The 24,799-nt window shown below is 68.6% G+C and carries 20 protein-coding genes and 1 tRNA gene; 15 read left to right on the forward strand and 6 right to left on the reverse strand.

The window, feature by feature from the left end:
* Positions 1-11 precede the first annotated feature (11 nt).
* The gene (gene cysM, locus ACQ859_RS21865; RefSeq protein ID WP_431262736.1) at positions 12-941 is read right to left on the reverse strand and encodes a cysteine synthase CysM; all 930 of its coding nucleotides are present in this window, start codon (positions 939-941) and stop codon (positions 12-14) included.
* 143 nt (positions 942-1,084) lie between these two features.
* On the opposite strand from cysM, the gene ACQ859_RS21870 reads away from it, so the two are divergent.
* The 7 genes from ACQ859_RS21870 (at position 1,085) to ACQ859_RS21900 (ending at position 11,501) form a co-directional block, all read left to right on the forward strand.
* Positions 1,085-1,169: transfer RNA gene (locus ACQ859_RS21870), tRNA-Leu, on the forward strand.
* 529 nt (positions 1,170-1,698) lie between these two features.
* Positions 1,699-3,078: a TolC family protein gene (locus ACQ859_RS21875; RefSeq protein WP_431262737.1), complete on the forward strand. Its 1,380-nt coding sequence runs from the start codon at positions 1,699-1,701 to the stop codon at positions 3,076-3,078.
* A gap of 88 nt (positions 3,079-3,166) precedes the next feature.
* On the forward strand, positions 3,167-5,335 hold the full coding sequence (locus ACQ859_RS21880) for a type I secretion system permease/ATPase (RefSeq protein WP_431262738.1): 2,169 nt from the start codon (positions 3,167-3,169) through the stop codon (positions 5,333-5,335).
* A complete protein-coding gene (locus ACQ859_RS21885; protein ID WP_431262739.1) occupies positions 5,332-6,675 on the forward strand; it encodes an HlyD family type I secretion periplasmic adaptor subunit in 1,344 nt (447 codons plus the stop codon). The genes ACQ859_RS21880 and ACQ859_RS21885 overlap by 4 nt, the downstream gene beginning before the upstream one ends.
* A gap of 107 nt (positions 6,676-6,782) precedes the next feature.
* Positions 6,783-8,891, forward strand: a complete 2,109-nt coding sequence (locus ACQ859_RS21890) for a C2 family cysteine protease (protein ID WP_431262740.1) — start codon at positions 6,783-6,785, stop codon at positions 8,889-8,891.
* A gap of 126 nt (positions 8,892-9,017) precedes the next feature.
* A complete protein-coding gene (locus ACQ859_RS21895) occupies positions 9,018-10,766 on the forward strand; it encodes a hypothetical protein (protein ID WP_431262741.1) in 1,749 nt (582 codons plus the stop codon).
* 147 nt (positions 10,767-10,913) lie between these two features.
* Positions 10,914-11,501: a rhomboid family intramembrane serine protease gene (locus tag ACQ859_RS21900; protein WP_431262742.1), complete on the forward strand. Its 588-nt coding sequence runs from the start codon at positions 10,914-10,916 to the stop codon at positions 11,499-11,501.
* Between the two features lie 74 nt (positions 11,502-11,575).
* On the opposite strand, the gene ACQ859_RS21905 is transcribed toward ACQ859_RS21900, so the two are convergent.
* Entirely contained in the window at positions 11,576-12,499 is a 924-nt protein-coding gene (locus ACQ859_RS21905; protein WP_431262743.1) for an NAD-dependent epimerase/dehydratase family protein, read from the reverse strand.
* Between the two features lie 56 nt (positions 12,500-12,555).
* Between ACQ859_RS21905 and ACQ859_RS21910 the strand changes: the two genes are divergently transcribed.
* The 5 genes from ACQ859_RS21910 to ACQ859_RS21930 all read left to right on the forward strand — a co-directional run bounded on the left by ACQ859_RS21910 (position 12,556) and on the right by ACQ859_RS21930 (position 18,935).
* Positions 12,556-13,593, forward strand: a complete 1,038-nt coding sequence (locus ACQ859_RS21910) for a CDP-6-deoxy-delta-3,4-glucoseen reductase (protein WP_431262744.1) — start codon at positions 12,556-12,558, stop codon at positions 13,591-13,593.
* 82 nt (positions 13,594-13,675) lie between these two features.
* Positions 13,676-14,422, forward strand: coding sequence for a 2OG-Fe dioxygenase family protein (locus tag ACQ859_RS21915; protein ID WP_431262745.1), 747 nt, complete (start codon positions 13,676-13,678; stop codon positions 14,420-14,422).
* 116 nt (positions 14,423-14,538) lie between these two features.
* Positions 14,539-15,645, forward strand: a complete 1,107-nt coding sequence (locus ACQ859_RS21920) for a Glu/Leu/Phe/Val family dehydrogenase (protein ID WP_431262746.1) — start codon at positions 14,539-14,541, stop codon at positions 15,643-15,645.
* Positions 15,646-15,890: 245 nt separating this feature from the next.
* Positions 15,891-16,520: a CHRD domain-containing protein gene (locus tag ACQ859_RS21925; RefSeq protein ID WP_431262747.1), complete on the forward strand. Its 630-nt coding sequence runs from the start codon at positions 15,891-15,893 to the stop codon at positions 16,518-16,520.
* Between the two features lie 189 nt (positions 16,521-16,709).
* Positions 16,710-18,935: a hybrid sensor histidine kinase/response regulator gene (locus ACQ859_RS21930; protein WP_431262748.1), complete on the forward strand. Its 2,226-nt coding sequence runs from the start codon at positions 16,710-16,712 to the stop codon at positions 18,933-18,935.
* 78 nt (positions 18,936-19,013) lie between these two features.
* Here ACQ859_RS21930 and ACQ859_RS21935 read toward each other — a convergent pair whose 3' ends face one another.
* On the reverse strand, positions 19,014-19,910 hold the full coding sequence (locus ACQ859_RS21935; protein ID WP_431262749.1) for a DUF3667 domain-containing protein: 897 nt from the start codon (positions 19,908-19,910) through the stop codon (positions 19,014-19,016).
* 146 nt (positions 19,911-20,056) lie between these two features.
* Between ACQ859_RS21935 and ACQ859_RS21940 the strand changes: the two genes are divergently transcribed.
* Complete coding sequence (locus ACQ859_RS21940; protein WP_431262750.1) at positions 20,057-20,521, forward strand: hypothetical protein; 465 nt, start codon at positions 20,057-20,059, stop codon at positions 20,519-20,521.
* A 65-nt stretch (positions 20,522-20,586) separates the two neighbouring features.
* Here the strand turns inward: ACQ859_RS21940 and ACQ859_RS21945 are convergent, their stop codons facing one another.
* Positions 20,587-21,153: a hypothetical protein gene (locus tag ACQ859_RS21945; protein WP_431262751.1), complete on the reverse strand. Its 567-nt coding sequence runs from the start codon at positions 21,151-21,153 to the stop codon at positions 20,587-20,589.
* Positions 21,154-21,299: 146 nt separating this feature from the next.
* Complete coding sequence (locus ACQ859_RS21950; RefSeq protein ID WP_431262752.1) at positions 21,300-22,277, reverse strand: alpha/beta fold hydrolase; 978 nt, start codon at positions 22,275-22,277, stop codon at positions 21,300-21,302.
* 67 nt (positions 22,278-22,344) lie between these two features.
* Here ACQ859_RS21950 and ACQ859_RS21955 point away from each other — a divergent pair, with 67 nt between their 5' ends.
* Complete coding sequence (locus tag ACQ859_RS21955; RefSeq protein WP_431262753.1) at positions 22,345-22,854, forward strand: RrF2 family transcriptional regulator; 510 nt, start codon at positions 22,345-22,347, stop codon at positions 22,852-22,854.
* A 70-nt stretch (positions 22,855-22,924) separates the two neighbouring features.
* Here ACQ859_RS21955 and ACQ859_RS21960 read toward each other — a convergent pair whose 3' ends face one another.
* A complete protein-coding gene (locus tag ACQ859_RS21960; protein ID WP_431262754.1) occupies positions 22,925-23,161 on the reverse strand; it encodes a hypothetical protein in 237 nt (78 codons plus the stop codon).
* A gap of 218 nt (positions 23,162-23,379) precedes the next feature.
* Here ACQ859_RS21960 and ACQ859_RS21965 point away from each other — a divergent pair, with 218 nt between their 5' ends.
* Positions 23,380-24,792 (forward strand): PLP-dependent aminotransferase family protein, encoded by a 1,413-nt coding sequence (locus ACQ859_RS21965; protein ID WP_431262755.1) that lies wholly within the window; start codon positions 23,380-23,382, stop codon positions 24,790-24,792.
* Positions 24,793-24,799 lie beyond the last annotated feature (7 nt).

The following is a 24,799-nucleotide window of genomic DNA, read 5'->3' on the forward strand; positions in this document are numbered from 1 at the left end:
GGAGCGCGGCGTCAGGCCGGGAACACACCCGTCGAGAGATAACGGTCGCCGCGATCACACACCACGAACACGATCGTCGCGTTCGAGACCTGACGCGCGATCTGCATCGCGACCCAGCACGCGCCAGCGGCGGAGATGCCGCCGAACAGGCCTTCCTCGCGCGCCAGGCGGCGGGCCATGTCCTCGGCGTCGGACTGGCCGACCAGCACCAGTTCGTCGACGGTCTCCGGACGGTAGATCTTGGGCAGGTAGGCCGCGGGCCACTTGCGGATGCCGGGGATGCGTGAGCCTTCGGCCGGCTGCGCGCCGACGATGCGCACATCAGAGTTCTTCTCTTTCAGGAAGCGCGAGACGCCGGTGATCGTGCCGGTCGTCCCCATGGCGCTGACGAAGTGCGTGATCCGTCCGCCGGTGTCGCGCCAGATCTCCGGCCCGGTGGTCTCGTAATGGATCCGTGGGTTGTCGCTGTTGGCAAACTGGTCCAGCACCCGGCCCTTGCCATCCCGCTGCATCTGCTCGGCCAGATCGCGGGCGTACTCCATGCCGCCAGAACGCGGCGTCAGGATCAGCTCGGCACCGAAAGCCTTCATCGTCTGGGCACGTTCGATCGACAGGTCCTCCGGCATGATCAGCACCATGCGGTAACCGCGGATCGCAGCCGCCATCGCCAGCGCGATGCCCGTGTTGCCGGACGTCGCCTCGATCAGCGTGTCGCCGGGCTTGATCTCGCCGCGCTCCTCGGCACGCCGGATCATGCTGATGGCCGGACGGTCCTTCACCGATCCCGCCGGGTTGTTCCCTTCCAGCTTGGCCAGCAACACGTTGCCGCGCGCGGCGAGCTCGGGACCGAGCACCCGTTGCAGCCGTACCAGCGGCGTGTTGCCGATGACATCTTCCAGCGTCGGATAGTTCGTGGGATCGAAGGCGCTTGCATCACTCATGCCCGCGATTCTCTCAGCGGAGGCCAGGTCTTGCGTGGCATAATGGCTTTCTCATTTCGCGGCTCTCCGTTGCCTCCGCGGCAACGCTTCGGAGCTGCAAGGCGGGTCACGCCCAGTGACCTCGCGATCAGCAAGACCGTGCCGCCCGGATGGCGAAATCGGTAGACGCAGGGGACTCAAAATCCCCCGCCGCAAGGTGTGCCGGTTCGAGTCCGGCTCCGGGCACCACTCTTCAAGTGGTCAGGTCTTGGCAACTGATCTTCATCATTCCGCTTCTGTTCCGCGCCTCGTTCCGCGCTTCCCCCTCCTCCCATCAGGTCTACCGCGGCCGCGACTGTCGCTCGGCCCCGTTTTCGTCCTCTGCAGGCGGAATATCTGAGGATACTTGCTAGCTCAAACTAACTATGTCACCAGTCAATCTAGGCCGGTCGCGAGTTAATCATGACTAGCCCACGCCGGGATACGCCTACTGAAGCGCGTGCGTGGACCACAAATGCCGACATCGGCTCCCCACCCAACAATAGCAAACACTGGCAAATCAGCCGATCAGTCGCTCACGGAAATCAAATCCGGAGAATTTCCACGAGCGTTCAACGTTTCCCCGAGCGAACTCGTCCAACCTATTTATCTGGTGCCCTGACATGAATCTAATGCGTCCCATGGTTGATCGCCGCGGACGCAGCGTTCAACCGTTCCAGCAATCCGGACGTCCTCCGATGTCCGACACATTCGCGCCACGGCGCGGAGGAACTGAGACATGGACGCACGATTCATCCGGCACTGGCGACGCTCGACCGGCATCACCACGATCGCCTGGCTCCTGCTCGTCCACCCCGCCAGGGGTGCGGACCTTCCCGGATGCGATCTCCCGGACGACGCGTCCGCGCCACTGACGCTGACCGCCGCCGTCGACGCCGCGCTCTGCCGCAACGTCAAGACATCGACGGCCTGGCAAACCCTCCAGGCACGGACTGCCGAGGTCGGCATCGCCCATGCCGCGTCGTTGCCGGCCGTCAACGCCAGCCTCCTGGCGCAGAACAGCATCACCCGGACCCCGGGCGCGACGGATCCGACCAGCCGGATGCGAGGGCTTGGCGGATCCGTCGGCGTGAACTGGCGCTTGTTCGACTTCGGTGAGCGCGCAGCCAACCAATCCACGGCCGACAGACTGTTGGAAGCGGCGGTCGCCAGTCGTGACGACGCCGTGCGGAAGACAGTGGCCGAGACGGTCCAGGCCTACTACGCGGCCCTCCAGGCGCGAGCCACACTGGAAGCCCGCCAACAGGCCGCCCGCCAGGCGGCCCGCACCTTGGCGGCGGCGGAACGGCGCGAGGAACGAGGCGTCGCCGGCCGCAATGACACGCTGCAGGCGGAGACCGCCCTGGCCCGCGCTCGACTGTCCCGTCAACGCGCCCAGGCAGATGTCGACAAGGCCTTCTCATCGCTCGGCTACGTGATCGGCACACCGGTCGGCACGGCGCTGACCCTGCCGGTTCGAGTCTCATCCGACGACAGCACGCCGATGCCCGACCTGGCCGCGCTGATGGACGACGCCCGCATGCATCACCCGGCCATCCTGGCCGCCCGGGCGCAACGAGATGCCGACGCTCGCAAGGTGTCCGCCACCCTGTCCCAGGGCCGGCCCACCGTCGATGTCAGCCTGTCCCATCAGCGGAACGGATCATCGAATCAGGCCCCGTCCAGCGGACGCTCCAGCACGATCTCGGCCGGATTCACCGTGAATATTCCGATATTCGACGGGTATTCAAATAAATACCAAGTCCAGCGCGCTCGTGCCCAGGCAGAGGTCTCCGAGGCCCAGGTCATCGATGCCGAGCAGCAGGTATTGAGTGAACTTGTCAAAACGGTCTCGGATGTCCATTCCTCACGGGCGTCGATGGATTCCTCGAAGCAACTGCTCGACACCGCCTCGGCGGCCCTGGAGTCGGCGGGAAACCGTTATCAACGCGGCGTCGGCGACATCCTCGAGTTGATCAACGCTCAAAACGCGCTCGCCGACGCCCTGGAATCCCAGGCGCAATGTGAATCGCTGTGGCATGCGGCGCGTCTGAAATTGTTGGCTGATATCGGTCAATGGCAAGGCGATAGCGAGGCGAAACCCCTCCGGTTGCGCTGACTCCGACGCGCACCGCACGACCGACGAACGGTCAGCCCACCCCTTTTCACTTCCGACCGGTCCCGCGACCGGTTGCTCCGAGCCCATCATGGACACGACGATCACGGACATCGCCCCCGACGTACCCAAGCCCGATACCGGACTCCATTGCCTGCTGGCGATCGCGTCGCTGCACGGTGTCGCGGCCGACGAGGCCCAGTTGCGCCATCGATTCGGGAATGACCCGTTCAACCGCCAGACGCTGCTCCTGGCCGCCCAGTCGCTGGGTCTGAAGGCCAAGGCCGTGCGCCAGGCCCCGGAACGCCTGCAGCAGGCGCCGCTGCCGGCGATCGCCAAGGACAAGCGCACCGGCGACTACCTGGTCGTGGCGCAGTACCGCCAGCAGGAGGGGCAGCCGCCGCAGTTGCTGATCCAGTATCCCGGCCAGGCGCCGAGGGTCCTGTCGGTCGAGGACTTCCTCGCCCGCTGGACCGGCACGCTGATCTATTTCGCCAGCAAGGCGAGCTTCGCGGGCGACATGGCGAAGTTCGACTTCACCTGGTTCATCCCGGCCATCGTCCGCTACCGCCGCATCCTGACGGAGATTCTGGCGATCTCGCTGGTGATCCAGCTCATCGGCCTGGTCACGCCGATGTTCTTCCAGGTGGTCATGGACAAGGTCCTGGTCAACCACGCCATGCGCACGCTGGACGTGGTCGCGGTCGGACTGATCGCCGCCACCGTCTTCGAAGTGGTGCTCACCGGCATCCGGTCCTGGGTCTTCTCGCACACCAGCAACAAGCTCGACGTCGAACTGGGCGCGCGACTCTTCCGCCATCTGGTCGCGCTGCCGCTGGCCTACTTCCAGGCCCGCCGGGTCGGCGACTCGGTGGCTCGCATCCGTGAACTGGAGAACATCCGGTCCTTCCTCACCGGCAACGCGCTGACGCTGGTGCTGGACCTGCTGTTCTCGGTGGTCTTCTTCGGCGTGATGCTGTGGTACAGCCCGACCCTGACGCTGATCGTCGCGCTGTCGATCCCGCTGTACCTGATCCTGTCCGTGGCCGTGACGCCGGTGATGCGTGCGCGGCTGGACGTCAAGTTCAACAAGGGTTCGGAGAACCAGTCGTTCCTGGTCGAGACCATCAGCGGCATCGACACGGTGAAGGCCATGGCCGTGGAACCGCGCTGGATCCAGAAGTGGGAACAGCAGCTGGCCGGCTACGTCACGGCGGGACAGTCCGTCAACAACGTCGCCACGATCGCCAGCAGCGGTGTGACCTTGATCAGCAAGCTGGTCAGCGCGGCCATCATGTGGGCCGGCGCGATGCTGGTCATCGACCGCAAGCTGAGTGTGGGCGAGCTGGTCGCCTTCAACATGCTCGCCGGCCAGGTCTCCAGCCCGATCCTGCGGCTGGCCCAGCTCTGGAACGACTTCCAGCAGATCGGCATCTCGGTGGCCCGCCTGGGCGACGTGCTGAACGCACAGCCGGAGATCGCCGGCGCGAAGACCCGGCTCCCACGGCTGCAGGGCGCCATCGAGTTCGACAGCGTCGCGTTCCGCTACAAACCCGACGCGGCGGACGTGCTGCGCGGCGTCAGCCTCAAGGTCGAGCCGGGCCAGGTGATCGGCATCGTCGGCCGGTCGGGATCGGGCAAGAGCACGCTGACCCGGCTGGTCCAACGGCTGTACGTGCCCAACCGCGGCCGCGTGCTGATCGACGGCCAGGACATCTCCGTCGTCGACACCGCCTCGCTGCGACGCCAGGTCGGCGTCGTGCTGCAGGACAACGTGCTGTTCAACCGGTCGATCCGCGAGAACATCGCCCTGATCGATCCCACGCTGCCCATCGAGGCGGTCATCCGCGCCGCCAAGCTGGCGGGCGCCCACGACTTCATCTGCGGGCTGTCCGACGGCTACGACACGATGGTCGGCGAGCACGGCACCGGCCTATCCGGCGGCCAGCGTCAACGCATCGCGATCGCCCGCGCGCTTATCGGCAACCCGCGCGTGCTGATCTTCGACGAGGCGACCAGCGCGCTGGACTACGAGTCCGAGAAGATCATCCAGGACAACATGCGCGCCATCTGCGAAGGCCGCACCGTCCTGATCATCGCCCACCGTCTCTCGGCGGTCCGGGACGCCGACCGCATCGTGGTCATGGAGCGCGGCGAGATCGCCGAGTTCGGCACTCACCAGGAGCTGCTGGCCGACCCGCAGGGCATCTACACCCATCTGAATGCGCTGCAGCACGGCGCCCGTGAGGTGACCGCATGAGCACGCTCCATCGACTCGGGGCCGCCGCCGACCTGATCGGCCGCTACGCCACCGTCATCCGCGAATCCTGGCGCCACGAGACCGCCGACAAGACCCCGCGCCGGACGGCGCGTGAAGCCGAGTTCCTGCCCGCCGCGCTCGCGCTGCAGGCCAGCCCGGTGTCGCCGGCCGGCCGATGGGTGGCCCGCATCCTGATGCTGATCGTCGTGTCGGCGCTGGCGTGGTCCTTCTTCAGCCAGGTCGACATCGTGACCGTCGGCCAGGGGAAGGTCGCCGTCAACGGCGAGACCAAGACGATCTCTTCCACGCAGGTCGCCAGCGTGCGCGCGTTGCACGTCACTGAGAACCAGCAGGTGCGGGCCGGGCAGCTGCTGATCGAGCTGGACAACCGCGAGGTCGACAGCGAACTGGACAAGGCCGAAGGCGAACGCCAGGCCGCTGCAGTACAGGTGGCCGTCCAGACCGCGCTGATCGAGGCGCTGAATGCGGGCCGCGCGCCGCGACTGCCGTCGCTGCACGAGTTGTCCGTGGAACGACGGCAGGCGGCGGAGCAATACCTGTCCAGTGCCTGGAACGACTACGCCGCCCGCCGTGATCACCTGACGACGGACATCGCGCGATTCACGGGCGCGCTGCCGATCGCGATCGACCGCGAACGGGAATACGCGGAACTGGCCCGGACGAAGGATGTGGCACAGGACGCTTTCCTGCAGAGAAAGATGACCCGCATCGAACTGGAAGGTCAGCTCTCCCAGGCCCGCAGCCAATTGCGCGAACTGACGGCCACCACCCGCAAGCAGGCGGACGACCGCCTGGCCGAGGCCACCCGCGTCACGCAGGCGTCGCAGCAGGACGTGATCAAGGCCGCCGCTCGCCAGTCGCTGCTGCAGCTGCGTTCACCGGTCGACGGCACCGTCCAGCAACTGACGGCGCACACCGTCGGCGCGGCGATCCCGGCCGCGCAGCCGCTGATGCAGGTCGTGCCCCTGAACAGCCACCTGCAGTTCGAGGCGTTCATCGAGAACCGCGACGTCGGCTTCGTGCGCGAAGGCCAGGAGGTCGCCGTGAAGGTCGATGCCTTCGACTACACCCGCTACGGCACGCTGCGCGGACGCGTCACGCATGTCTCGCGTGACGCGGTGCAGGACGAGAAACGCGGGCCGATCTACGCCGTCACGGTGAGTCTCCAGGAGACCACCCTCGACGTCGAGGGCCGGCACCTGCCGATCGGCCCGGGGATGTCGGGGACGGTGGACATCCGCACCGGCACGCGCCGCGTCATCGACTACCTGCTGTCGCCGCTGATCCAGCACCGGAGCGAAAGCCTGCGGGAGCGCTGAGCGCCGCGGCCGATCTTCACCCCGCCCCATCCGCGTGGCCGGATCCCTGAGCCACATCCCCGGTTCGTTCCGATCGGAACGCCTCTCACCCACCCTTGCCATCCACCATGACCGACCTCACCAAGCCCAACGCCTTGAGCCAAGCCGCATTCAGCGCGCTGACCGCAGAACAGATCCAACAGATTCCGACGGCATCCCTCGCGTCGCTCGACCAGACCCACTACCAATACCTCACCAGCAGCCAGGTCGCCGCGATGACCGCGGCACAGATCACCGCTTTGAAACATCCGGAATGGCTGGCGCCCGCCGCGGTCGGCGGGCTCACCGCGCAGCAGGTGTCGGCGATCGCGCCGACGGCGTGGAGCAAGATGTCGCCGGCCTGGATGAACGGCCTGTCGACCAGTGCGTTCTCCGCCGTGCCCGCCGCGGGGATCGGATCGCTCGGCGCCGCGGTCATCCGCGGCCTGCCGGACGCCGACTTCCAGGCCATGACCGCCGCCCAGTTCGCCGCCATCGCGGACAACGACTGGATTCCCCTGTCCGCGGTCGCCAAACTGCGTCCGGATCAGCTGCAGACCACCACCGATTGGGATTCCACCAGCGCACGCTGGCTCAACGCGCTGTCGCCCGAGGCCTTTGCCGCGATCCCCGCCGCAGGCATCAACCAGATGTCGCTGGCCGCGCTGCAAGGGCTGGATGCCACCCGCCGCGCCATCGCGCTCAAGAGCGCGGATGAAATCCACGCCGGTTACATCGACATGGCCTCCAAGGACGCTTCGGTCAACTACGACAGCGTGCTGGCCAAGCTTCAGCTGATGTGTTCGAACATCGGCTCCGACGGTCTGAGCGCCGCCCAGTTCGATGCCTTCAACAACACGCTCGCCTCGGCCCAGGGCGCCGCGGGCAATCAAACCTACGTGTCGTCCCTGATGGGCAGCATGGGCGTGCAGGTGAACATGAGCGCGGACGCCTTCAACCAGGCTGTCTGCAAGTGGTTCCTGGGTACCAACAACCCGACCGCCAATGGGTACGCCGATGTGACCGACAGTCCGCTGTTCAACGGCTCCGTCCAGCAGGCCGCCGTCGGCGTGGCGCAGGGCCAGATCGGCGACTGCTGGCTGATCTCCTCGCTGGAGGCCCTGGCCGCCACCGCGCCGGAACGGCTCAACGGCCTGATCAGTTCGAACGGCAACGGCACCTATGCCGTCAAGTTCTACGACGGCAGCGCGGACAAGCCGGTCTTCGTCACGGTCGATGGCAAGGTCGCCAACTACGGCGCAAGCACCGCCGCGGGCGGATGGGCCCGGCTGATCGAAGACGCGTTCGTGGAAGCCAGCGCCAGCGGCCTGCTGCAGGCAGACGGCTACACGAACTGGAAGAACGACATGGGGCAGCTCGACGGCGGCGTCTCGGCCTGGGCCATGAGGACCCTGACCGGCGGCACCAGCAACAGCTTCTCGTCCGGCGCGTCGGGATGGGATGCGGTCAAGGCGGCGCTCGAGGACGGGTCGGGCATCGTCACCTACGCGTCCTACGGCAAGGCTTCCAAGGGTGCGGACGGCTCGACGCAGATGGTGAGCGGACACGCCTTCGCGATCACCGGCATCGACGACGTCAATCACAAGTACATCTTCAGGAATCCCTGGGGGTCGAACTACGTCTTCGAGCTCTCGCCGGAGGAACTGGACGCCATCAGCGGCAGCGGGGAATTCGTCGTGATGGAGTCGCCGACCGAATACGGCAGCGCGACGGCGCACTTCGCTGCCACCGACTGGTCCACGGTGAGCGCGGACTGGATCAACAGCCAGTCGGCGGCCATGATCGCGGCCATCCCTCCGGCGGCGTTAAAGCAACTGTGCGGCTCGACGGTCAATGGTCTGAGCGCGGCAACCCTGCAGATCATGAGCTCGCAACAGCTGCTGGCGCTGCCTCATCTTGACCAGTTGTCCGCGTCCGCGGTCGCCGGACTGCTCACCGCGCAGACGAAGGCGCTCAGCGCCGACTGGTACAACGGACTGTCGGCCGCGGCGATCGCCGCCATCCCGGCGGCGAGCATCGGCACCCTGCCCCAGGCCGTCCTCCAGGGGCTGGGCGCCGCCGCCATCGGCGCCATGACCCCGCAGCAGATCGCCGCGATCGCGCACCCCGACTGGCTGAGCCCGGCCGGAGCGAGCGGCCTGACCGCCGCCCAGATCCCGTCGCTGAAACAGGTCTGAAGCTATCTGTCGGCCGACTGGGTCAACGCCCTGTCACCGCAGACGATCGCCGCGCTGCCGATCGCGGCCATCCAGGGCCTGTCCTCGGCCGCCTTCAACGGCCTCGCCGCGTCGACGATCCATGCCATGACACCGCAGCAGGTCGCCGCATTCGCGCATCCCGACAAGCTGTCCGTCGCCGCCTTCGGTGGACTGACAGCGGCACAGGTGCCGTCCATCTCGGTATCGTGGTACTGGATGTCGGCCGCCCAACTCAACGCCCTGTCGCCCGAGGCGTTCGCGGCGATCCCCGCAGCCGGCATCAACCAGATGACCCAGGCCTCGCTCCAGGGGCTCGACGCGATCCACCGTGACATCGCCCTGCGGTCCGCCGACGCCACGCACGCGGGGTACATCAAGACCGCGCCCGCCGCGGTGACGGATTGGACCCAGGTCACCGCCGCAGGCATGAATGCCCTGTCCACGCAGGCGCTGGCCGCCATCGCCCCGGCCGACCTGCAGAAGCTCCCCGCGTCCACGGTCCAGGGTCTGAACGCCGCCACCGTGGCCGCGCTGAGTCCGCAACAGATCGCCGCGCTGCCGCATCCCGAGCAGCTGTCCGCCGCCGCCTTCGGCGCGCTGACCGCGGCACAGGTCTCCGCCATCACCGCCTCCTGGGGACAGATGTCGGCCGATCAACTCAACGCCATGACGCCGGAGGCCTTCGGCGCCATCGCTGCCGCAGGCATCAACCAGATGTCGAAGGAGGCGCTCCAGGGTCTGGACAAGGCCCATCACGACCTGGCCCTGAAGCTCGCCGACGCCGCACATGCGGCGATCCTTGACCCGAAGCCCGTCAAGCCCGCGGTGGACTGGAGCACGATCACCGCGTCGGACGTCAATGCGCTGTCGCCGCAAGCCCTGGCCGCCGTGTCGCCTGCGGATCTGCAGAAGCTCCCCGCCGCGGCGATCCAGGGCCTGAGCGCCGCCACCGTGGCCGCGCTCAGCCCGCAGCAGATCGCGGCGATCCCGCATCCGGAGCAACTGTCGGTCGCCGCTTTCGGCGCGCTGACCGCGGCGCAGGTCCCCGCGATCAGCGGTTCCTGGGGCGCGATGTCGGCCGCGCAGATCAACGCGATGACGCCGCAGGCGATCGCCGCGCTGCCGGCCCAGGGCGTCAAGGACATCGAGTGGTCGGCCGCTGAAACGGGCCTGTCGGCCTCGACCATCGCCGCCATGACGCCACAGCAGATCGCCGCCATGGACCATCCGGACTGGTTGCCGGCGAGCGCCTTCTCCGGCATGACCCCGGCGCAGGTGTCCGCCGTCTCCATCACCTGGTACTGGATGTCAGCCGATCAGATCAACGCGATGTCCCCCCAGGCCATCGCCGCGCTGCCGGCCCAGGCCCTCAAGGACATCGAGGGGTCGGCCGCCGAGAAGGGCTTGTCCGCCTCGACCATCGCCGCCATGACACCGCAGCAGATCGCGGCGATGGACCATCCGGACTGGTTGTCGGCGAGCGCCTTCTCCGGCATGACCGCGTCGCAGGTGAAGGCCGTCTCCATCTCCTGGGGATGGATGTCCGCTGATCAGCTCAACGCCCTGCCCGCACAGTCCTTCGCTGCCATCCCGGCCAGCGGGGTCAACCAGATGAGCAAGGGCGCGCTCCAGGGTCTCGACGCGGCGCATCACGACCTGGCACTGAAGCTTGCCGATGCGCAACATGCCGGCTATCTGGCGCCGGCGCAGGCGGTGGCGGCCGGCACGCCGACGAGCAGCGCCGCGTCCCTGGTCCAGGCCATGGCGAGCTTCACCGTGCCCATGGCGGTGACGACGGGGGCGCACGCGGAGCAGCGTGGGCACGCGGCCTTCACGCTGGTCAAGGCGCACTGACGCAAAAGCCGATGCGACGCCGTGCGCGGGCCGATCCGGGGCCCGCGCACGGCACGGCTACACTCGTCCGGACGCATTGGCTTGATCCCAGGTCCATTGCGCCTTCCCAACGCGCCGCTCGCGGCGCCTTCTGAAGACGCCCGACTCATGCCCTTCATTCCTCCGGTGACCAAGGCCTTCATGCTGATCTGCGTGGGCCTGTTCTGTCTCCCGTTCGTCTATGCGCCCTTCGGCGCGATGAACGTCCTGATGGCGCTCTGGCCGCTGAACTCCGGCAGATTCGAGTTCTGGCAGCCGATCAGCTACGCCTTCCTGCACGGCAGCTTCGCCCACCTGTTCTTCAACATGTTCGGGCTCTGGATGTTCGGCTCGGAGCTCGAGACGATCTGGGGCGGCAAGCGCTATGCGCAGCTGCTGGTGGCCAGCGCGCTGACCGCCGCGGTGGCGCAGCTGGTGTTCACGCTGCTCATGGGCTCGTTCGCGCCCACCGTCGGCGCGTCCGGCGCGCTGTTCGGGCTGCTGCTGTCGTACGGCCTGCTGTTCCCCGACCGGGTCATCATGCCGCTGTTCCCGCCGATCCCGATGAAGGCCAAGTACTTCGTCGCCATCTTCGGCGCGATCGAGCTGTTCCTGGGCATCAGCGGCGGCAGCGGCATCGCGCACTTCGCCCACCTCGGCGGCATGCTCGGCGCCTGGCTGATGATCAACTACTGGCGCGGCAGCCGCCGGCGCTGAGTCGTCCCGCCTCTCTGAGCTTCAGCGCCTTCGGGCCCTGAGGCCATGAGGCCCAGGCCCTTCCGCGCTCCGCTTCAGCCCTCGACGGCGAGCAGCCCTTCGCGCGGCGTCGGGTAGCGCAGCCGCAGGCGCAGTTCGCGCTTGAGGCGCCGGTTGTCCATCCGGCGCGACTCGTTCATGAAACTCATCTGCATCGGCGAGAACACGCCGGGTGCCTCGGCCCGCGTGACGCGCGCCGGCGGCGGCAGGCCGCACAGGGTCGCGGCCAGCTCGAAGTAGTCGCCCATCAGCAGCTCGCTGTCGTCGCTCGCGTGCAGGATCCGCTGCGCCGGGCCGCGCATCAGCGCCAGCAGGCAGGCGCGGGCCAGGTCATCGGCCTGGATGTGGTTCGTGTAGACATCGTCCTCGCGGGCCAGCACCGGCAGGCCCTTGCCGAGCCGCTCGCGCGGATGTCCGCCGTCGCGGTCGAACGCATAGATGCCGGGCACGCGCAGGATCGTCACCGGCGCGCCCGTCACGCGGCCCCACTGGCGCAACTGGTCCTCGGCGTCGACCCGGCGCCAGGCGCGGTCGTTGGAGGGGTTCACCGCGCGCGTCTCGTCGATGCGCGCGCCGCCGCAATCGCCGTAGACGCCGCTGGTGCTCGCATAGACCAGGTGGGCCGGCGCCGCGGAGCGCGACAGCGCCTGCAGCAGGCGCCGCGTGCGCTCATCGGTTCGGCCCTGCGTGGCCGGCGGTGCCAGATGCAGCACGCGGTCCGCGAGCCCGGCCAGCCGGCCCAGCGACGCGGCGTCGTCCAGGTTGCCGATCAGCGGGATCGCGCCCGCGCCCCGCAATTCTTCGACCCGCGCCGCGCTGCTGGTCAGGGCGAACACCGTCCACCGCCCGGCCAGTTGCCGCAGCACGCGCATGCCGACATCGCCGCAACCGACGATCAGCAGACGGCCGCGACGGCCACGGCGGTGGAGGGAAGGCGAAGCAGGATTGGCACCGGGCATGGGGATCGAGGCGGGGCTGGGGCAAAATGGCGGGTTAGTTTAGTCACCTCCCCACCATGAGCTTCCAGGTCACCGTCCTGCCCGCCGGCCGCAACTTCACCGTCGACGACGACGAAACCGTGCTGGCCGCCGCCATCCGCCAGGGCATCGGCCTGCCTTACGGCTGCAAGGACGGCGCCTGCGGTTCGTGCAAGAGCAAGCTGATGGAGGGTCAGGTCGTGCACGGCGAGCATCAGACCAAGGCGCTGCCGCCCGAGGACGAAGCGGCCGGCTTCATCCTCACCTGCTGCGCGAAGCCGCAGACGGACTGCACCGTCGAGGCCCGCACCGTGCCCGGTGCCGGCGAGTACCCGGTGCTCAAGCTGCCCAGCCGCGTGATCACGGTCGAGAAGCCGGCCGGCGACGTCGCCGTGATCAGGCTGCAGCTGCCGGCCAACCAGAACCTGCAGTACCGCGCCGGCCAGTACGTCGAGTTCATCCTGCGCGACGGCGCGCGGCGCAGCTACTCGATGGCCAACGCACCGAGCCGCCTGGGCACGCCGCCGGCGATCGAGCTGCACATCCGCCACATGCCGGGCGGCAAGTTCACCGACCACGTCTTCGGCGCGCTGAAGGAGAAGGACATCCTGCGCATGGAAGGCCCGTTCGGCAGCTTCTTCCTGCGCGAGGACAGCGACAAGCCGATCGTGCTGCTCGCCTCCGGCACGGGCTTCGCGCCGATCAAGGCGATCCTGGAACGCATCCAGGACGAGGGCATCACCCGCCCGGTGACGCTGTACTGGGGCTGCCGCTCCAAGGCCGACCTCTACCTGCACGACTGGGCCGAGGCGACCGCGGCCGCGATGCCCTCGTTCAGCTACGTGCCGGTGCTGTCCGAGCCCAAGGCCGAGGACGGCTGGACCGGCCGCACCGGCTTCGTCCACCAGGTCCTGATGGCGGACCTGCCCGATCTCTCGAAGCACCAGGTCTATGCCTGCGGCGCGCCGGTGATGGTGGAGTCGGCGCAGCGCGACTTCGTCGCCACCTGCGGCCTGCCCGCCGAGGAGTTCTACGCCGACGCGTTCACCTCCGAAGCCGACAAGCACACCGGCTGAACGGAACGCTCAACGCACCGCGAAGCCCGCGTTGTTGGCGTGACATGTGCCATCCCGGGCGCGCCGTTCCATACTTTCGGCCATGAAGCATTTCCCGCCGCCCTATTCCAGCGCCGCGCAGTTCGAGCAGCAACTGCAGGACCTCGGCCACACCGTCATCGCGCCCGAGAGCCTGACGCACTGGCTGCACTGCCAGGCGGGTGACCTGCGCGGGCTGCAGACCCACTGGAACGACCTGCCCCCCGACGCCTACCTGCGCGACGGCGGCCGCTACCGCTTCCGGCGGCATGCGAGCTTCGTCGTGGACTCGCAGGCCGACCCGTCGGTACGGCTGGCGCCGCACCGTGCGCACTGGCAACCGGTGGACTACAACGCGCTGCATGGCGGCATCGAACGCTGGTTCGAGCCGATGGCCCCCGCCGCGGTCGACCTGCCGATCTGGCCCCGGCTGCTGCTGGGGCTGGCCTCGGTGGCGGACCGGCTCAAGGGCGCACGTCCGTGGTTCGTCGAGGCGCACCAGTTCCGCATCGACACCGCGGGCGGCATCGGCCGCCCGACGCCCGAGGGCGCGCACCGCGACGGCGTGGACCTGGTGGCGGTGTTCATGCTGGCGCGCCACGGCATCAAGGGCGGCGAATCGCGCGTCTTCGAGGCCGACGGCCCGCGCGGCCAGCGCTTCACGATGATGGAGCCGTGGACGCTGCTGCTGCTCGACGACGAGCGCGTCATCCACGAGACCACGCCGATCCAGCCCCTCGATCCCGCGCATGCCGGCCATCGCGACACGCTGGTCGTGACGCTGCGCGCGGACGCCTTCATGGGGCGCTGAGCGCCGGACCTCAGGCGCGAAACGCTAAACTCCGGGACCCGCGCGCCACAAGCGTGGCGGGCCCTGCCGGATCGCCACGGTCCGGTCTTCTTCACGCATCACAAGTGCAGGTTCCCATGAACGCCATCACCGACCTCGCCCGCGCGCTCGCCGCCGGCTCGACCGACGCCATCCCCTCCTCGCTCTTCGGTCTGCCCGACCAGGCTCCGCACGAACGCGTGCTGCTGGCCGCCGATCCGGTGACCGGCCTCAAGGCGATCCTGGCGGTGCACAGCACCGCGCGCGGCCCGGCCTTCGGCGGCTGCCGCTTCTGGAGCTACGACAACGAGCTGGCCGCGCTGAACGACGCGCTGCGCCTGTCGCAGGGCATGAGCCTGAAGAACGCGCTGGCCAACCTGCCCTTCGGCGGCGGCAAGGCCGTGATCATCAAGCCGCAGGGCGACTTCGACCGCGCCGCGCTGTTCGCAGCCTTCGGCCGGGCAGTGCAGTCGCTGCAGGGCGCCTACATCACCGCCGAGGACGTCGGCACCACGACCGCGGACATGAAGGGCATGATGGCCCAGACGCAGTACGTGTCGGGCATCCCGCGCGAAGGCGCGTTCGGCGGCGACCCCAGCCCCAAGACCGCCTACGGCGTGTTCGTGTCCATCGACGAAGGCGTCAAGCGCGTGCTGCGCCGCGAGTCGCTCGAGGGCGTGCGCGTCGCGCTGCAGGGCCTGGGCGCGGTCGGCTGGCACCTGGCTGAATACCTGCACCGCGCCGGCGCCAAGCTGGTCGTCGCCGACGTCAACGCCGAGAAGGTCGCACGCGCGCAGACCGAGCTGGGCGCCAAGGCCGTCGGCATCAACGAGATCCTGTCGGCCGACGTCGACGTCGTTGCGCCTTGCGCGCTGGGCGCGACGCTGAACGCGCAGTCCATCCCGCTGCTGCAGGCCGCGCTGATCGCCGGCGCCGCCAACAACCAGCTGGCCACCGCCGCCGACGGCGACGCGCTGCAGGCCCGTGGCATCACCTACCTGCCGGACTACCTGGTGAACGCCGGCGGCATCATCAGCGTCGCGCGCGAGTTCCGCAACGAAGGCGAAGAGAATGCCGTGATGGCCGAGGTCGGCCAGATCCGCGGCCGTGTCGCCGAGCTGCTGGACCGCATCCAGGTGAGCGGCCAGACCCCGGCCCGCGAGGCGGACGCCTGGGCGCGTTCGCTGCTGGTCAAGCCGGCCTGAAGCCGGACCTGAACGAGAGTCCCGCTCTCCGATGACCACGGCGCCTTCACGGCGCCGTTTTCACGTCCACACCCCGTTACAACGGGCCCTGTGCCGGAATTCCTCGATCCGGTTGCCTCCCGTCCCTGCCAGGGACTTCATCCCCCACGGCGTGCTGCCGGAGGCGCGCACACCCGATGCCATCGACGTATACCGCCGCCTGAGTTCCGCGCAGCCCGTTGCGGAGCCGAACCCAGGAGTCCTCCATGACGTCCATGAAGCCATTGAAGTCCCTCCCGCTGGCCGCCGCGGCATTCGCGGCATTCGCAGCCACGAGCTTCGCCCTGCCCGCCCTCGCGCACGACATCGTGTACACCGCGTCGCTGAGCGGCGGGGCGGAGTTCCCGCCGAACGCCTCCGCCGGCACCGGCCTGGCGACGGTGACCTTCAACGACGACGACTTCACGATGCGCGTGCAAGTCACCTTCGCCGGGCTGACCGGCATCACGACGGCCTCGCACATCCATTGCTGCACGGCGGCGGCGGGCGCCGGCAACGCCGGCGTGGCGACGACGACGCCGACCTTCCCGAACTTCCCGCTCGGCGTGAGCTCGGGCAGCTACGACCAGACCTTCGACCTGACACAGGCGAGCAGCTGGAACGCGGCCTTCGTCACCGCCAACGGCGGCTCGATCGCGGGCGCCTTCGCGGCCCTGTCGACGGGGCTGGCTGGCGGGAATGCGTATCTGAACGTGCACTCGACCTTCGCCCCCGGCGGCGAGATCCGCGGCTTCCTGACCGCGAGCGCGGTGCCCGAGCCGTCGAGCTACGCGCTGATGATCGCGGGCGTGCTGGCGATCGGCGGCCTGGCGCGGCGGCGCTCCCGTCAGGGCTGACCTCCCTCGACCGCCGCCCGGCCGGCAGCACCGCCCTGTCATCGCCCGACACACGTCGGGGACACGCGCAGCGGTCCAACCCTTCCCTGCCTCGGTATGCTCCAGGCTCCGCCGTCCACGGGGAGCCTGCACAACAGATCGGGCCTCCGATCCGGAACGGCCGCGGGAGCATTGGGGAGGAGCGGGGTCATGGTGATCGAGAGGTTCTGGTTGCGTTGGCCTGCGGCGGTACTCGTCTTCGTCGCCGCGACCTGGCTCAACCTGTACCTCCAGCCGGCGCTCAACAGCCGCGAGCCGCTGCTGCCCTACTTCCCGTCGCTGGTGGTGGTGGGTCTGATCTGCGGCATGACCCCGGCGCTGACCTTCCTGGTGGCGGCCAGTCTCGCGATCCTCTACTTCTGGGTCGAACCGGTGGGGCAACTGCTCCCGGTCAACTCGGTGGCGGACGCGGCGATGGTGGTGCTGTTCCTGCTGACGGGCTCGCTGGTCGCGTCGGTGTCGGCGTGGGCCGGTCGCCTGATGCAGAAGGAGCGCAACAGCCGCCGGCGGCTCAACCTCGCACTGGCCGCGGGACGCATGATCACCTGGGACTGGGATGCGGTCACCGGCTTCGCCACCACCGGCGGCGGCGCCAAGCAGCTGTTCGGTCAGCACTGGAAGTCGATCGACGACATGCTGGCCGGCATGTCCCCCGAGGACGCCACGCGCTTCCGCGACCGCTACCGCTACGCCACGCAGAGCGGCGGGCGTTTCAGCCTGGCCTGCCCGATCACGCGCGCGGACAACGGCGAGGTCGTCTGGACGCAGTTCGACGGCTACGTGAGCCTGGATGCGAAGGGCCGCGCGGTCCATGCCTACGGCGTCGCGGTCGACGTCACCACCCAGCAGGAGGCGCTGCGCGCGAGTCAGGCGGCCGAGGAGCGTTTCCACCTCGCGCTGCAGAGCGGCAAGGTGATGGCCTGGGAATGCGACGTCCAGGGCCGCTACACCTGGGCCTTCAACACGCCGATGGGGTTCACGCGCGAGGCCTTGATCGGCGCGGAGGTCGGCAGCCTGGTCGGCGAACCGGAGTTCGCCGGCATCGTCCGCGAGGCGGTGGTCACGGGCCAGGCGATGAACCTGGCGCAGCGCACGTCGCACGGCGGCAGGACCTACCAGCTGCTGACCTCGCTGCGGCCGATCACAGCGCACGACGGGCAGGTGCAGCGGGTGATCGGCGCGACCGTCGATGTCACCGAGCTGTCGGCGGCGCAGGAGGAACTGCGCCGCGAGAGCGAGCGCAAGGACTCCTTCCTCGCGACGCTCGCGCATGAGCTGCGCAACCCGATGGCGCCGATCCGCTACGCGGTCGCGATGCTGCGGCAGTCCTCATCCGACGACACCCGCGCGCAGGCCACGGACATCATCGCGCGGCAGTCGGCGCACATGGCGCGGCTGCTGGACGACCTGCTGGACATGAGCCGCATCACGCGCAACGTGGTGGAGCTCAAGCGCCAGGTCATCGACCTGCGCACGGTGGTGAAGCAGGCGCTGGAAGCGATCGAGCCGCTGTACGTCGAAATGAAGCATCGCGTCACGCTGTCGCTGCCGTCGACGCCGGTGCCGGTCGACGGCGATCCGACGCGGCTGCAGCAGGTGCTGGGCAACCTGCTGGACAACGCGGCCAAGTACAGCCCCGAGCCGGGCGAGGTGGACGTGCATGTCGCGGTGGTGTCGGGTCGGGCGCAGATCACGGTGACGGACCGGGGTGTCGGCATCGCGCCGGCGATGCAGTCGCGGGTCTTCGAGCTGTTCACGCGGATCGATGCGCGCGGTCCGGCACCGTCCGGACTCGGCATCGGCCTGGCCGTGTCAAAGCAGCTGGTGCAGCTGCACGACGGCACGATCGCCGTGGCGAGCGAAGGCATCGGACACGGCAGCCGGTTCACGGTCAGCCTGCCGCTGGTGGCGGCCGGGCTCGCCGTTCTCGGCAACGGGCCCGGCGTGTCCGGCGACGGTGCGCGTCCGACGGCGACGCAGACCCGCGGCCAGACCCTGGTCCTGGTCGTCGACGACAACGTCGACGCCGCCAACACGCTCGCGGAAGTCCTGCGCGGCGTCGGGTATCGCGCGACCGTCGCCTACAGCGGCGAGGAGGCGCTGGCGGTCTTCGAGCGCATGCAGCCACGCGTGGTCCTGCTGGACATCGGCCTGCCCGGGCTCTCGGGGACCGATGTCGCGCGGCAGCTGAGAGCGACACCGGGCGCCGAGCCGCTCGCGCTGATCGCGATCACCGGCTGGGGTCAGCGCTCCGACCGCGAAGCCACGGCCGCCGCGGGCTTCGACGCCCACCTGGTCAAGCCGGTGGAGTTCAACGAGCTGGAGCACGTGATGGAGGAGCTGCTGGCCGCCGGGAACCCGACCGTCCCGGGTTGACTCCCTCTCCCGCTTGCGGGAGAGGGCGGGGTGAGGGCCAGCGGACTCGGCAGTCAATCTGCCCCCACGCAGGCGTGGTCAACCAGGAATTGCTGAAGCGAACACCAGCGCGATCATGCCCACCAGCAGCAGCGGCAGGTAGAGCCCCGCGAGCACCCCGCCCCGCCAGATCCCTCCCCACCAGGTCGTGCCGTAGACGGTCCGCAGCGCGATGACGCCATGCAGCAGGACCAGCGCGACGATGCCCGTCGCCGCGGCCGGCAGGACCAGCGCCAGCAGGTAGGCGGCGAACCAGCAGGCATGCAGGTGCAGCGCGAAGACGAAGTGCTCGGCGTACTTCATCCGTCGCCGCAGGAACATCAGCGCCAGCAGGCCGGCGAAGACCGGCTGCATCAGCAGCATCGCGTACGGCGCGAGCTTGTCCAGACGCTTCTGCACCTGCACGGCGGAGCTGCTGGCCAGACGCTCGCCGACGCCGTCGAGACGACGTTGCCAGGCGGAGCAGTGGCTGCCAGGGCTTGAGCAGCTGCCCTGGCGCGCCTGCGCGACGGCCTGCTCGTCGCGCGTGACCTTGAGCCCGTGATCGCCCGGCAGCAGATGCACCGCGATGAAGAACACGAAGCTGAGGCTCAGATAGAGGCGCAGCGGCTGGACGTAGCGGCGGCGCCGGCCGAGGAAGTACTCGCGCGTCAGACGGCCCGGCAGGAACAGCATCGCCCACAAGGTCCGCCACAGCGGCCCTTCGAGCGCGACGTAATGGCCGACGAATTCATGGATGAACTCGCGCATCGAGGCCGCGTGCAGCGTGGCCTCCTGGCCGCAGTGGGGACAGAAGTGCCCGCCGGGCTGCAGCGCCAGGTCGCAGTTGTGGCAGGTCGCGGCGCCGGGGACCGAGGGGGGTCCGAGGGACGGACCGAGGAAAGAGGCGTCATTGCAGGCGGCTCCGAAGTCGTCGTGGGCACGCCGGCTGTTCACTCCCTGCCGGTCGGGCGGGCACGATGATAGGTCGCGCGCGCCTGCAGGCCGGGTCGGGTTCCCCGGGCACCGCGGCGCTGGCATGCCGGTTGCCTGTTGTCGGCGAAGGCCTCAGGAGGAGGCCGCCATCACAACAGGAGTTCGTCATGTCCCTTCGCCCCCTTGCCGTCGCCCTCGCCGGCGCTGCCGCCCTGCTGGTCGGTCTGGGCGCCTCGGCCCAATCCGTCGGCAAGGCCTCCGACCCCGAGCGGGACCTGGGCCGTGCCGCGCCCGGACAGGACAACTCCTACTTCAACGTCACGGCCAAGAACCGCATCCCGGCGCCGCTGCTGCCGCTCAAGAAGGGCCAGTGCGTGATCTGGTATCCCGAGAAAGGCATCGCGGAACACACTGGACCGTTGTCGTGCTCGCCGCTGCCCAAGGTCGAGCCGGGCGGCTGGCTGATCGCGCCGTCGAAGGATCCGGTGATCCTCGAGGCGGCGGTCTATCACGCGGAGAATCCCGGCGTCGTCATCGCCCGCGGCGCCTTCGATGCCCGCACGCGCTACCTGGTCCGCACGCTGGATCCGGACAGCAAGATGGACATCGAGAAGGGCAAGGCGAAGCGCTGAGATCGCCCGGGGATCGGTGCCGCGCATAAAAAGGAGGAGCCTCGGCTCCTCCTTGACAACGTGCATCAGAACGGGAAATCGGCCTTCTTGATCTTCACCCTGCGGCCATCGTCGTGATGCCACACGATGCCTTCCATCGGCTTGTCCCGCAGGTACGCCTGCAGACCGGCAAAGGTCCGCGGAGCGTCCGCCAGCACATCCTCGCCGTGCGGAATGAGCAGGTGCTCATCGAGGTTCTCCGGATTCGCGCCGTGGCGGGTGCCGATGCGCGGTCCGCAGACCTCGTAGGTGCCGTCCGGAATGCCCTGCGGGTACCGCACGGCGGCCTTTTCCACCGCCTCGTGGATGTAGCGCGAGTCCGGCCCCTCGGCGGGCACCCAGCCCGGCCAATGGCCGCTCACCGGATCCGGGTCCGGCTGGGCCGGGATGAACCCCGCAGGCGGCGTACGACCGGTCTTGGCGTCGTACCGTCTGAATACCGCGCCGTCCTTGACCATCACGGCCAGACCGTCCCACTTGCGGGTGGCCTGGCCTTCACCGTCGAGCACCCATTGGGCGCCGGGAGTGACTTCGTCGCGGACCTTGCGGTTGCCTTCGTGATTGCGCTGAAACAGCGACATGATCTTCTTCATGGAAACGCCTTAACTTGGTGAATGGAGTTTCGAGTCCCATCGCCTGCCATTAAGGTTGCCCGCTCCGGGAAGGCCGACATGCCACCGGCCTTCCAACAACGGACCGTCAGTGTACGTCCCTCCCCTCGCCCCACGATTCCCCTGAGCTACAGCCCGCGCAGAAAGCCGAGCAGCGCTGCGTTGACGGCCTCCGGTGCCTCCTGCTGCAGCCAATGACCCGCACCTGCGATCACCTGCGAGGCCGTCAACCGGGGGGCCAATGCCGGCATGGCCTCGATGATCCGATCCATGCCGGGCATGACCCGACCCGCGTCCCGTTCGCCGATCAGATGGAGCGCCGGGACCTCGACCTTCAGTCCGTCGAACGCCGCCTGGAGCGCCCAGTTCCGGTCGAGGTTGCGGTAGTAGTTGAGGCCGCCCCGGAAACCGCTGCGCTCGAAACTCGCCACCATCGCCGCCAGATCGGCAGCCGCCAGCCACGCGGGCAGCTGGTCAGGGTCAGGCAGTGCGGCCAGCAGGCCGTCGTCGCGGCTCACCATGCCAAAAGGATTCGGCGTGCGCGCATCCTCCCGAGGCCCGGCCTCTCCAGAAGCGGCGAAATAGATCCGACGAAGCGTCTTGCCGACGTCGCGCTCGAACTCCCGCTCGGCCACACCGGGCTCGGAGAAGTAGTGCGTGTAGAAGAGCGCCGTCTCCGTCCTGGGGAACAGCAGGCTCGGCAGCATCGGCGCGCGCCCCATCAGCGGCACGCCGAGCGCGACCACGGCGCGGAACCGGTCCGGCCGCAATTGCGCCGCCTGCCAGGCGACGGTCGCGCCCCAGTCCCCGCCGACGATGACGGCCTCACGCTCGCCGAGCACGTCGAGGAGCGCGATCAGGTCCCCCAGCACGTCGAGCGTCGTGAACGCGCCGACGTCCGGCGGCGAATCGCTGCCGCCATACCCACGCAGGTCCGGCGCCACCGCGCGAAAGCCGGCCTCCGCGAGCGCCTGGAGCTGATGCCGCCACACCAGCGAGGTTTCCGGGAAACCATGGCAGAGCAGGACCAGCGGGCCCTCGCCCTGCTCCCTCAGATGCAGACGGATGCGGTTCACTTCCAGGGTGTATTCACGAGCGGCGGTCATGGCGGCAATGAGCGATAGTGTCGAACCCGGAGAATATCGTAACTCTTCAAGTTGCACAAAAGGACCCATGGCCCAGGACACCCGCCTCGCCCGCCTGCTGCATGTGCTGATCCACATGCATCTGCACGGCGGCACCACCACCTCGGCGACGCTCGCCCAGATGTTGCACACCAACGCCGTGGTGGTGCGACGGACGATGGCCTCCCTGCGCGCGGCGGGCCTGGTGGGTTCCACGAGCGGACGCGGTGGCGGATGGGTGCTGGCGCGCGCGCTCGAACACGTCACGGCACGCGACGTCTACGACGCCATTGCCCATGCATCGACCTTCGCGATCGGCCCCGCCCAGGACAACCCGAGCTGTCCTGTGGAGGCGGCGGTGAACGGGTTGCTGGGCGACGCCCTTCAGGACGCCGAACGCGCGCTGCTGGAGCGGCTGGGCGCGCGGACGCTGGCCGACCTCGCACGGGAGATCGTTGCCAGGAAGCCCGCGGCGCGTCCCCGCACGCCAGCCCGTGGGTCGGATCAGGACAACAGGACGGGAGTGGCGTCGGGCAAGGCGAAACGCCGAATGGCGTGATCCCGCGCCATGTCAGGCGCGTTGCCGCATCTCAGCTGGCAAGTCGACGACTCCCGGCGGCATTCCCTCATCAGAACGTCAGATCCAGACCGAGCTTCGTGCCGAGGCTGAAGGTCAGGACCACGAGGCCGACGACCAACAGCAAGAAGACAACGGCCACGATGGCGCTCGTGCGAAGCACCGCGCGCTGCTTCTCCGCCCCCTTCTCCTTCTTCGCCCGGTCGTAGTGCCACTTGATGGCGTAGAACATGCCAATGCACAGCACGCTGGCCTTGAACACGATGAAGACAGTGGGGACCCATTCCATGATTCGACGTTTCCAGGTAATTGCCTGACGCCCTCCATCGCGAGGAGAGGACCACCAGACGAGCCATCACTGTGCTCCCGATGTCCGGAAAAATACAGATCCAGATTCTTTGAAAAACACCGGATCAGATGGGTGTCCGCGAGGATATTCACTGGGGAACCGCTGTTGCCAATACAGTGCGATCGTTCCACGCACGGGCCATATCAGCACCCCACCCCATGAAGCGCTACGAACTCCTGGCCGATGATCTGGCGGCGTCCATTGCCGCGGGGCAGCTGCGCCCCGGCGACCGCCTGCCCTCGGTCCGCGAAGCGAGCAAGGACCGCGGTGTCAGCCCCTCGACGGTCTTCGAGGCCTACTACCTGCTGGAGGCCCGTGGCCTGATCGAGGCGAGGCCGCGATCCGGCTACTTCGTCAGCCAGGCGGCCATCCCGCAGCACCCGGAGCCCCACGCGTCGGACCCGCTGGCCGAAGAGCGCAGCGTCGAGGTGTCCGATCTGGTGTTCCAGGTGCTCGAGCTGTCGCGCAACCGGGCCGTCGTGCCGCTGGGCTCGGCGTTTCCGAGCCCGGCCCTGTTCCCGCTGGACAAGCTGGCGCTGTCGCTTGGCAAGGCCACGCGCGGGCTGGATCCGTGGCGCACGGTCGAGGACCTGTCGCCGGGCAGCGCCGAACTGCGTCGCCAGATCGGCCTGCGCTACCTGGGTGCCGGGTGCAAGGTCGACGCGGACGAGATCGTCGTGACCAACGGCGCGATGGAGGCCTTGAACCTGTGCCTGGAGGCGGTCACGAAGCCGGGAGATCTCGTCGCCATCGAGTCGCCGACCTTCTATGGCGCCTTGCAGGCGCTGGAGCGACGCGGGCTCAAGGCGGTCGAAGTGGCCACCCATGCGCGCACCGGCGTCGACGTGGCCGCGCTGGCGGCCATCGTGGAACGCCATCCGGTCAAGGCGTGCTGGCTGATGCCGAACTTCCAGAACCCGTTGGGCAGCCTGATGCCCGATGCCGCCAAGGCGGCACTGGTCGCGCTGCTCGCCGAGCGCGAGATCCCGCTCATCGAGGATGACGTCTACGGCGAGCTGTATTTCGGTTCACGCCCACGGCCCGCCAAGGGCTGGGACAAGACCGGGCTGGTGCTGCACTGCAGCTCGTTCTCGAAGTCGCTGGCGCCGGGATTCCGCGTCGGCTGGGCAGCCGCGGGCCGGTTCGCCCGGGACATCAGCCGTCGCAAGCTCATGACGTCATTGGCCACCCCTGTGCCGATGCAGGAGGGCCTGAGCGAGTACCTCCGGCGGGGCGGCTACGACCGGCACCTGCGGCAGCTCCGGCAAGCGCTCGTCACGAACCGTCAGGCCGTGCTGAGGACCATCGCCAAGTGCTTTCCTCCAGGCACCCGCGTCACCCAACCGGAGGGCGGCTATTGCGTCTGGGTCGAGTTGCCTTCCCAGATCGACGCGCTGGAACTGCACCGGGTCGCCCTGTCCCATGACATCAGCATTGCGCCGGGGCATCTGTTCTCGGCCGATCACCGCTTCACGCACCACCTGAGGCTCAATTTCGGGCATCCCGACAACTCACAGGTCGAGGGGGCGCTGAAGACCTTGGGGCAGATCGCCAAGGCGCTCGTGCGCTAGAGATCTC

The sequence above is a fragment of the Roseateles chitinivorans genome (genome assembly GCF_050632235.1).
GTDB classification, from domain to species: Bacteria; Pseudomonadota; Gammaproteobacteria; order Burkholderiales; family Burkholderiaceae_C; genus Roseateles; species Roseateles chitinivorans_A.

Bases quoted from the DNA above. Each gene is read 5' to 3' on its own strand.
- cysM (WP_431262736.1), bottom strand. From the start codon at position 941: ATGAGTGATGCAAGCGCCTTCGATCCCACGAACTATCCGACGCTGGAA.
- ACQ859_RS21875 (WP_431262737.1), top strand. From the start codon at position 1,699: ATGGACGCACGATTCATCCGGCACTGGCGACGCTCGACCGGCATCACC.
- ACQ859_RS21880 (WP_431262738.1), top strand. From the start codon at position 3,167: ATGGACACGACGATCACGGACATCGCCCCCGACGTACCCAAGCCCGAT.
- ACQ859_RS21885 (WP_431262739.1), top strand. From the start codon at position 5,332: ATGAGCACGCTCCATCGACTCGGGGCCGCCGCCGACCTGATCGGCCGC.
- ACQ859_RS21890 (WP_431262740.1), top strand. From the start codon at position 6,783: ATGACCGACCTCACCAAGCCCAACGCCTTGAGCCAAGCCGCATTCAGC.
- ACQ859_RS21895 (WP_431262741.1), top strand. From the start codon at position 9,018: ATGACACCGCAGCAGGTCGCCGCATTCGCGCATCCCGACAAGCTGTCC.
- ACQ859_RS21900 (WP_431262742.1), top strand. From the start codon at position 10,914: ATGCCCTTCATTCCTCCGGTGACCAAGGCCTTCATGCTGATCTGCGTG.
- ACQ859_RS21905 (WP_431262743.1), bottom strand. From the start codon at position 12,499: ATGCCCGGTGCCAATCCTGCTTCGCCTTCCCTCCACCGCCGTGGCCGT.
- ACQ859_RS21910 (WP_431262744.1), top strand. From the start codon at position 12,556: ATGAGCTTCCAGGTCACCGTCCTGCCCGCCGGCCGCAACTTCACCGTC.
- ACQ859_RS21915 (WP_431262745.1), top strand. From the start codon at position 13,676: ATGAAGCATTTCCCGCCGCCCTATTCCAGCGCCGCGCAGTTCGAGCAG.
- ACQ859_RS21920 (WP_431262746.1), top strand. From the start codon at position 14,539: ATGAACGCCATCACCGACCTCGCCCGCGCGCTCGCCGCCGGCTCGACC.
- ACQ859_RS21925 (WP_431262747.1), top strand. From the start codon at position 15,891: ATGACGTCCATGAAGCCATTGAAGTCCCTCCCGCTGGCCGCCGCGGCA.
- ACQ859_RS21930 (WP_431262748.1), top strand. From the start codon at position 16,710: ATGGTGATCGAGAGGTTCTGGTTGCGTTGGCCTGCGGCGGTACTCGTC.
- ACQ859_RS21940 (WP_431262750.1), top strand. From the start codon at position 20,057: ATGTCCCTTCGCCCCCTTGCCGTCGCCCTCGCCGGCGCTGCCGCCCTG.
- ACQ859_RS21945 (WP_431262751.1), bottom strand. From the start codon at position 21,153: ATGAAGAAGATCATGTCGCTGTTTCAGCGCAATCACGAAGGCAACCGC.
- ACQ859_RS21950 (WP_431262752.1), bottom strand. From the start codon at position 22,277: ATGACCGCCGCTCGTGAATACACCCTGGAAGTGAACCGCATCCGTCTG.
- ACQ859_RS21955 (WP_431262753.1), top strand. From the start codon at position 22,345: ATGGCCCAGGACACCCGCCTCGCCCGCCTGCTGCATGTGCTGATCCAC.
- ACQ859_RS21960 (WP_431262754.1), bottom strand. From the start codon at position 23,161: ATGGAATGGGTCCCCACTGTCTTCATCGTGTTCAAGGCCAGCGTGCTG.
- ACQ859_RS21965 (WP_431262755.1), top strand. From the start codon at position 23,380: ATGAAGCGCTACGAACTCCTGGCCGATGATCTGGCGGCGTCCATTGCC.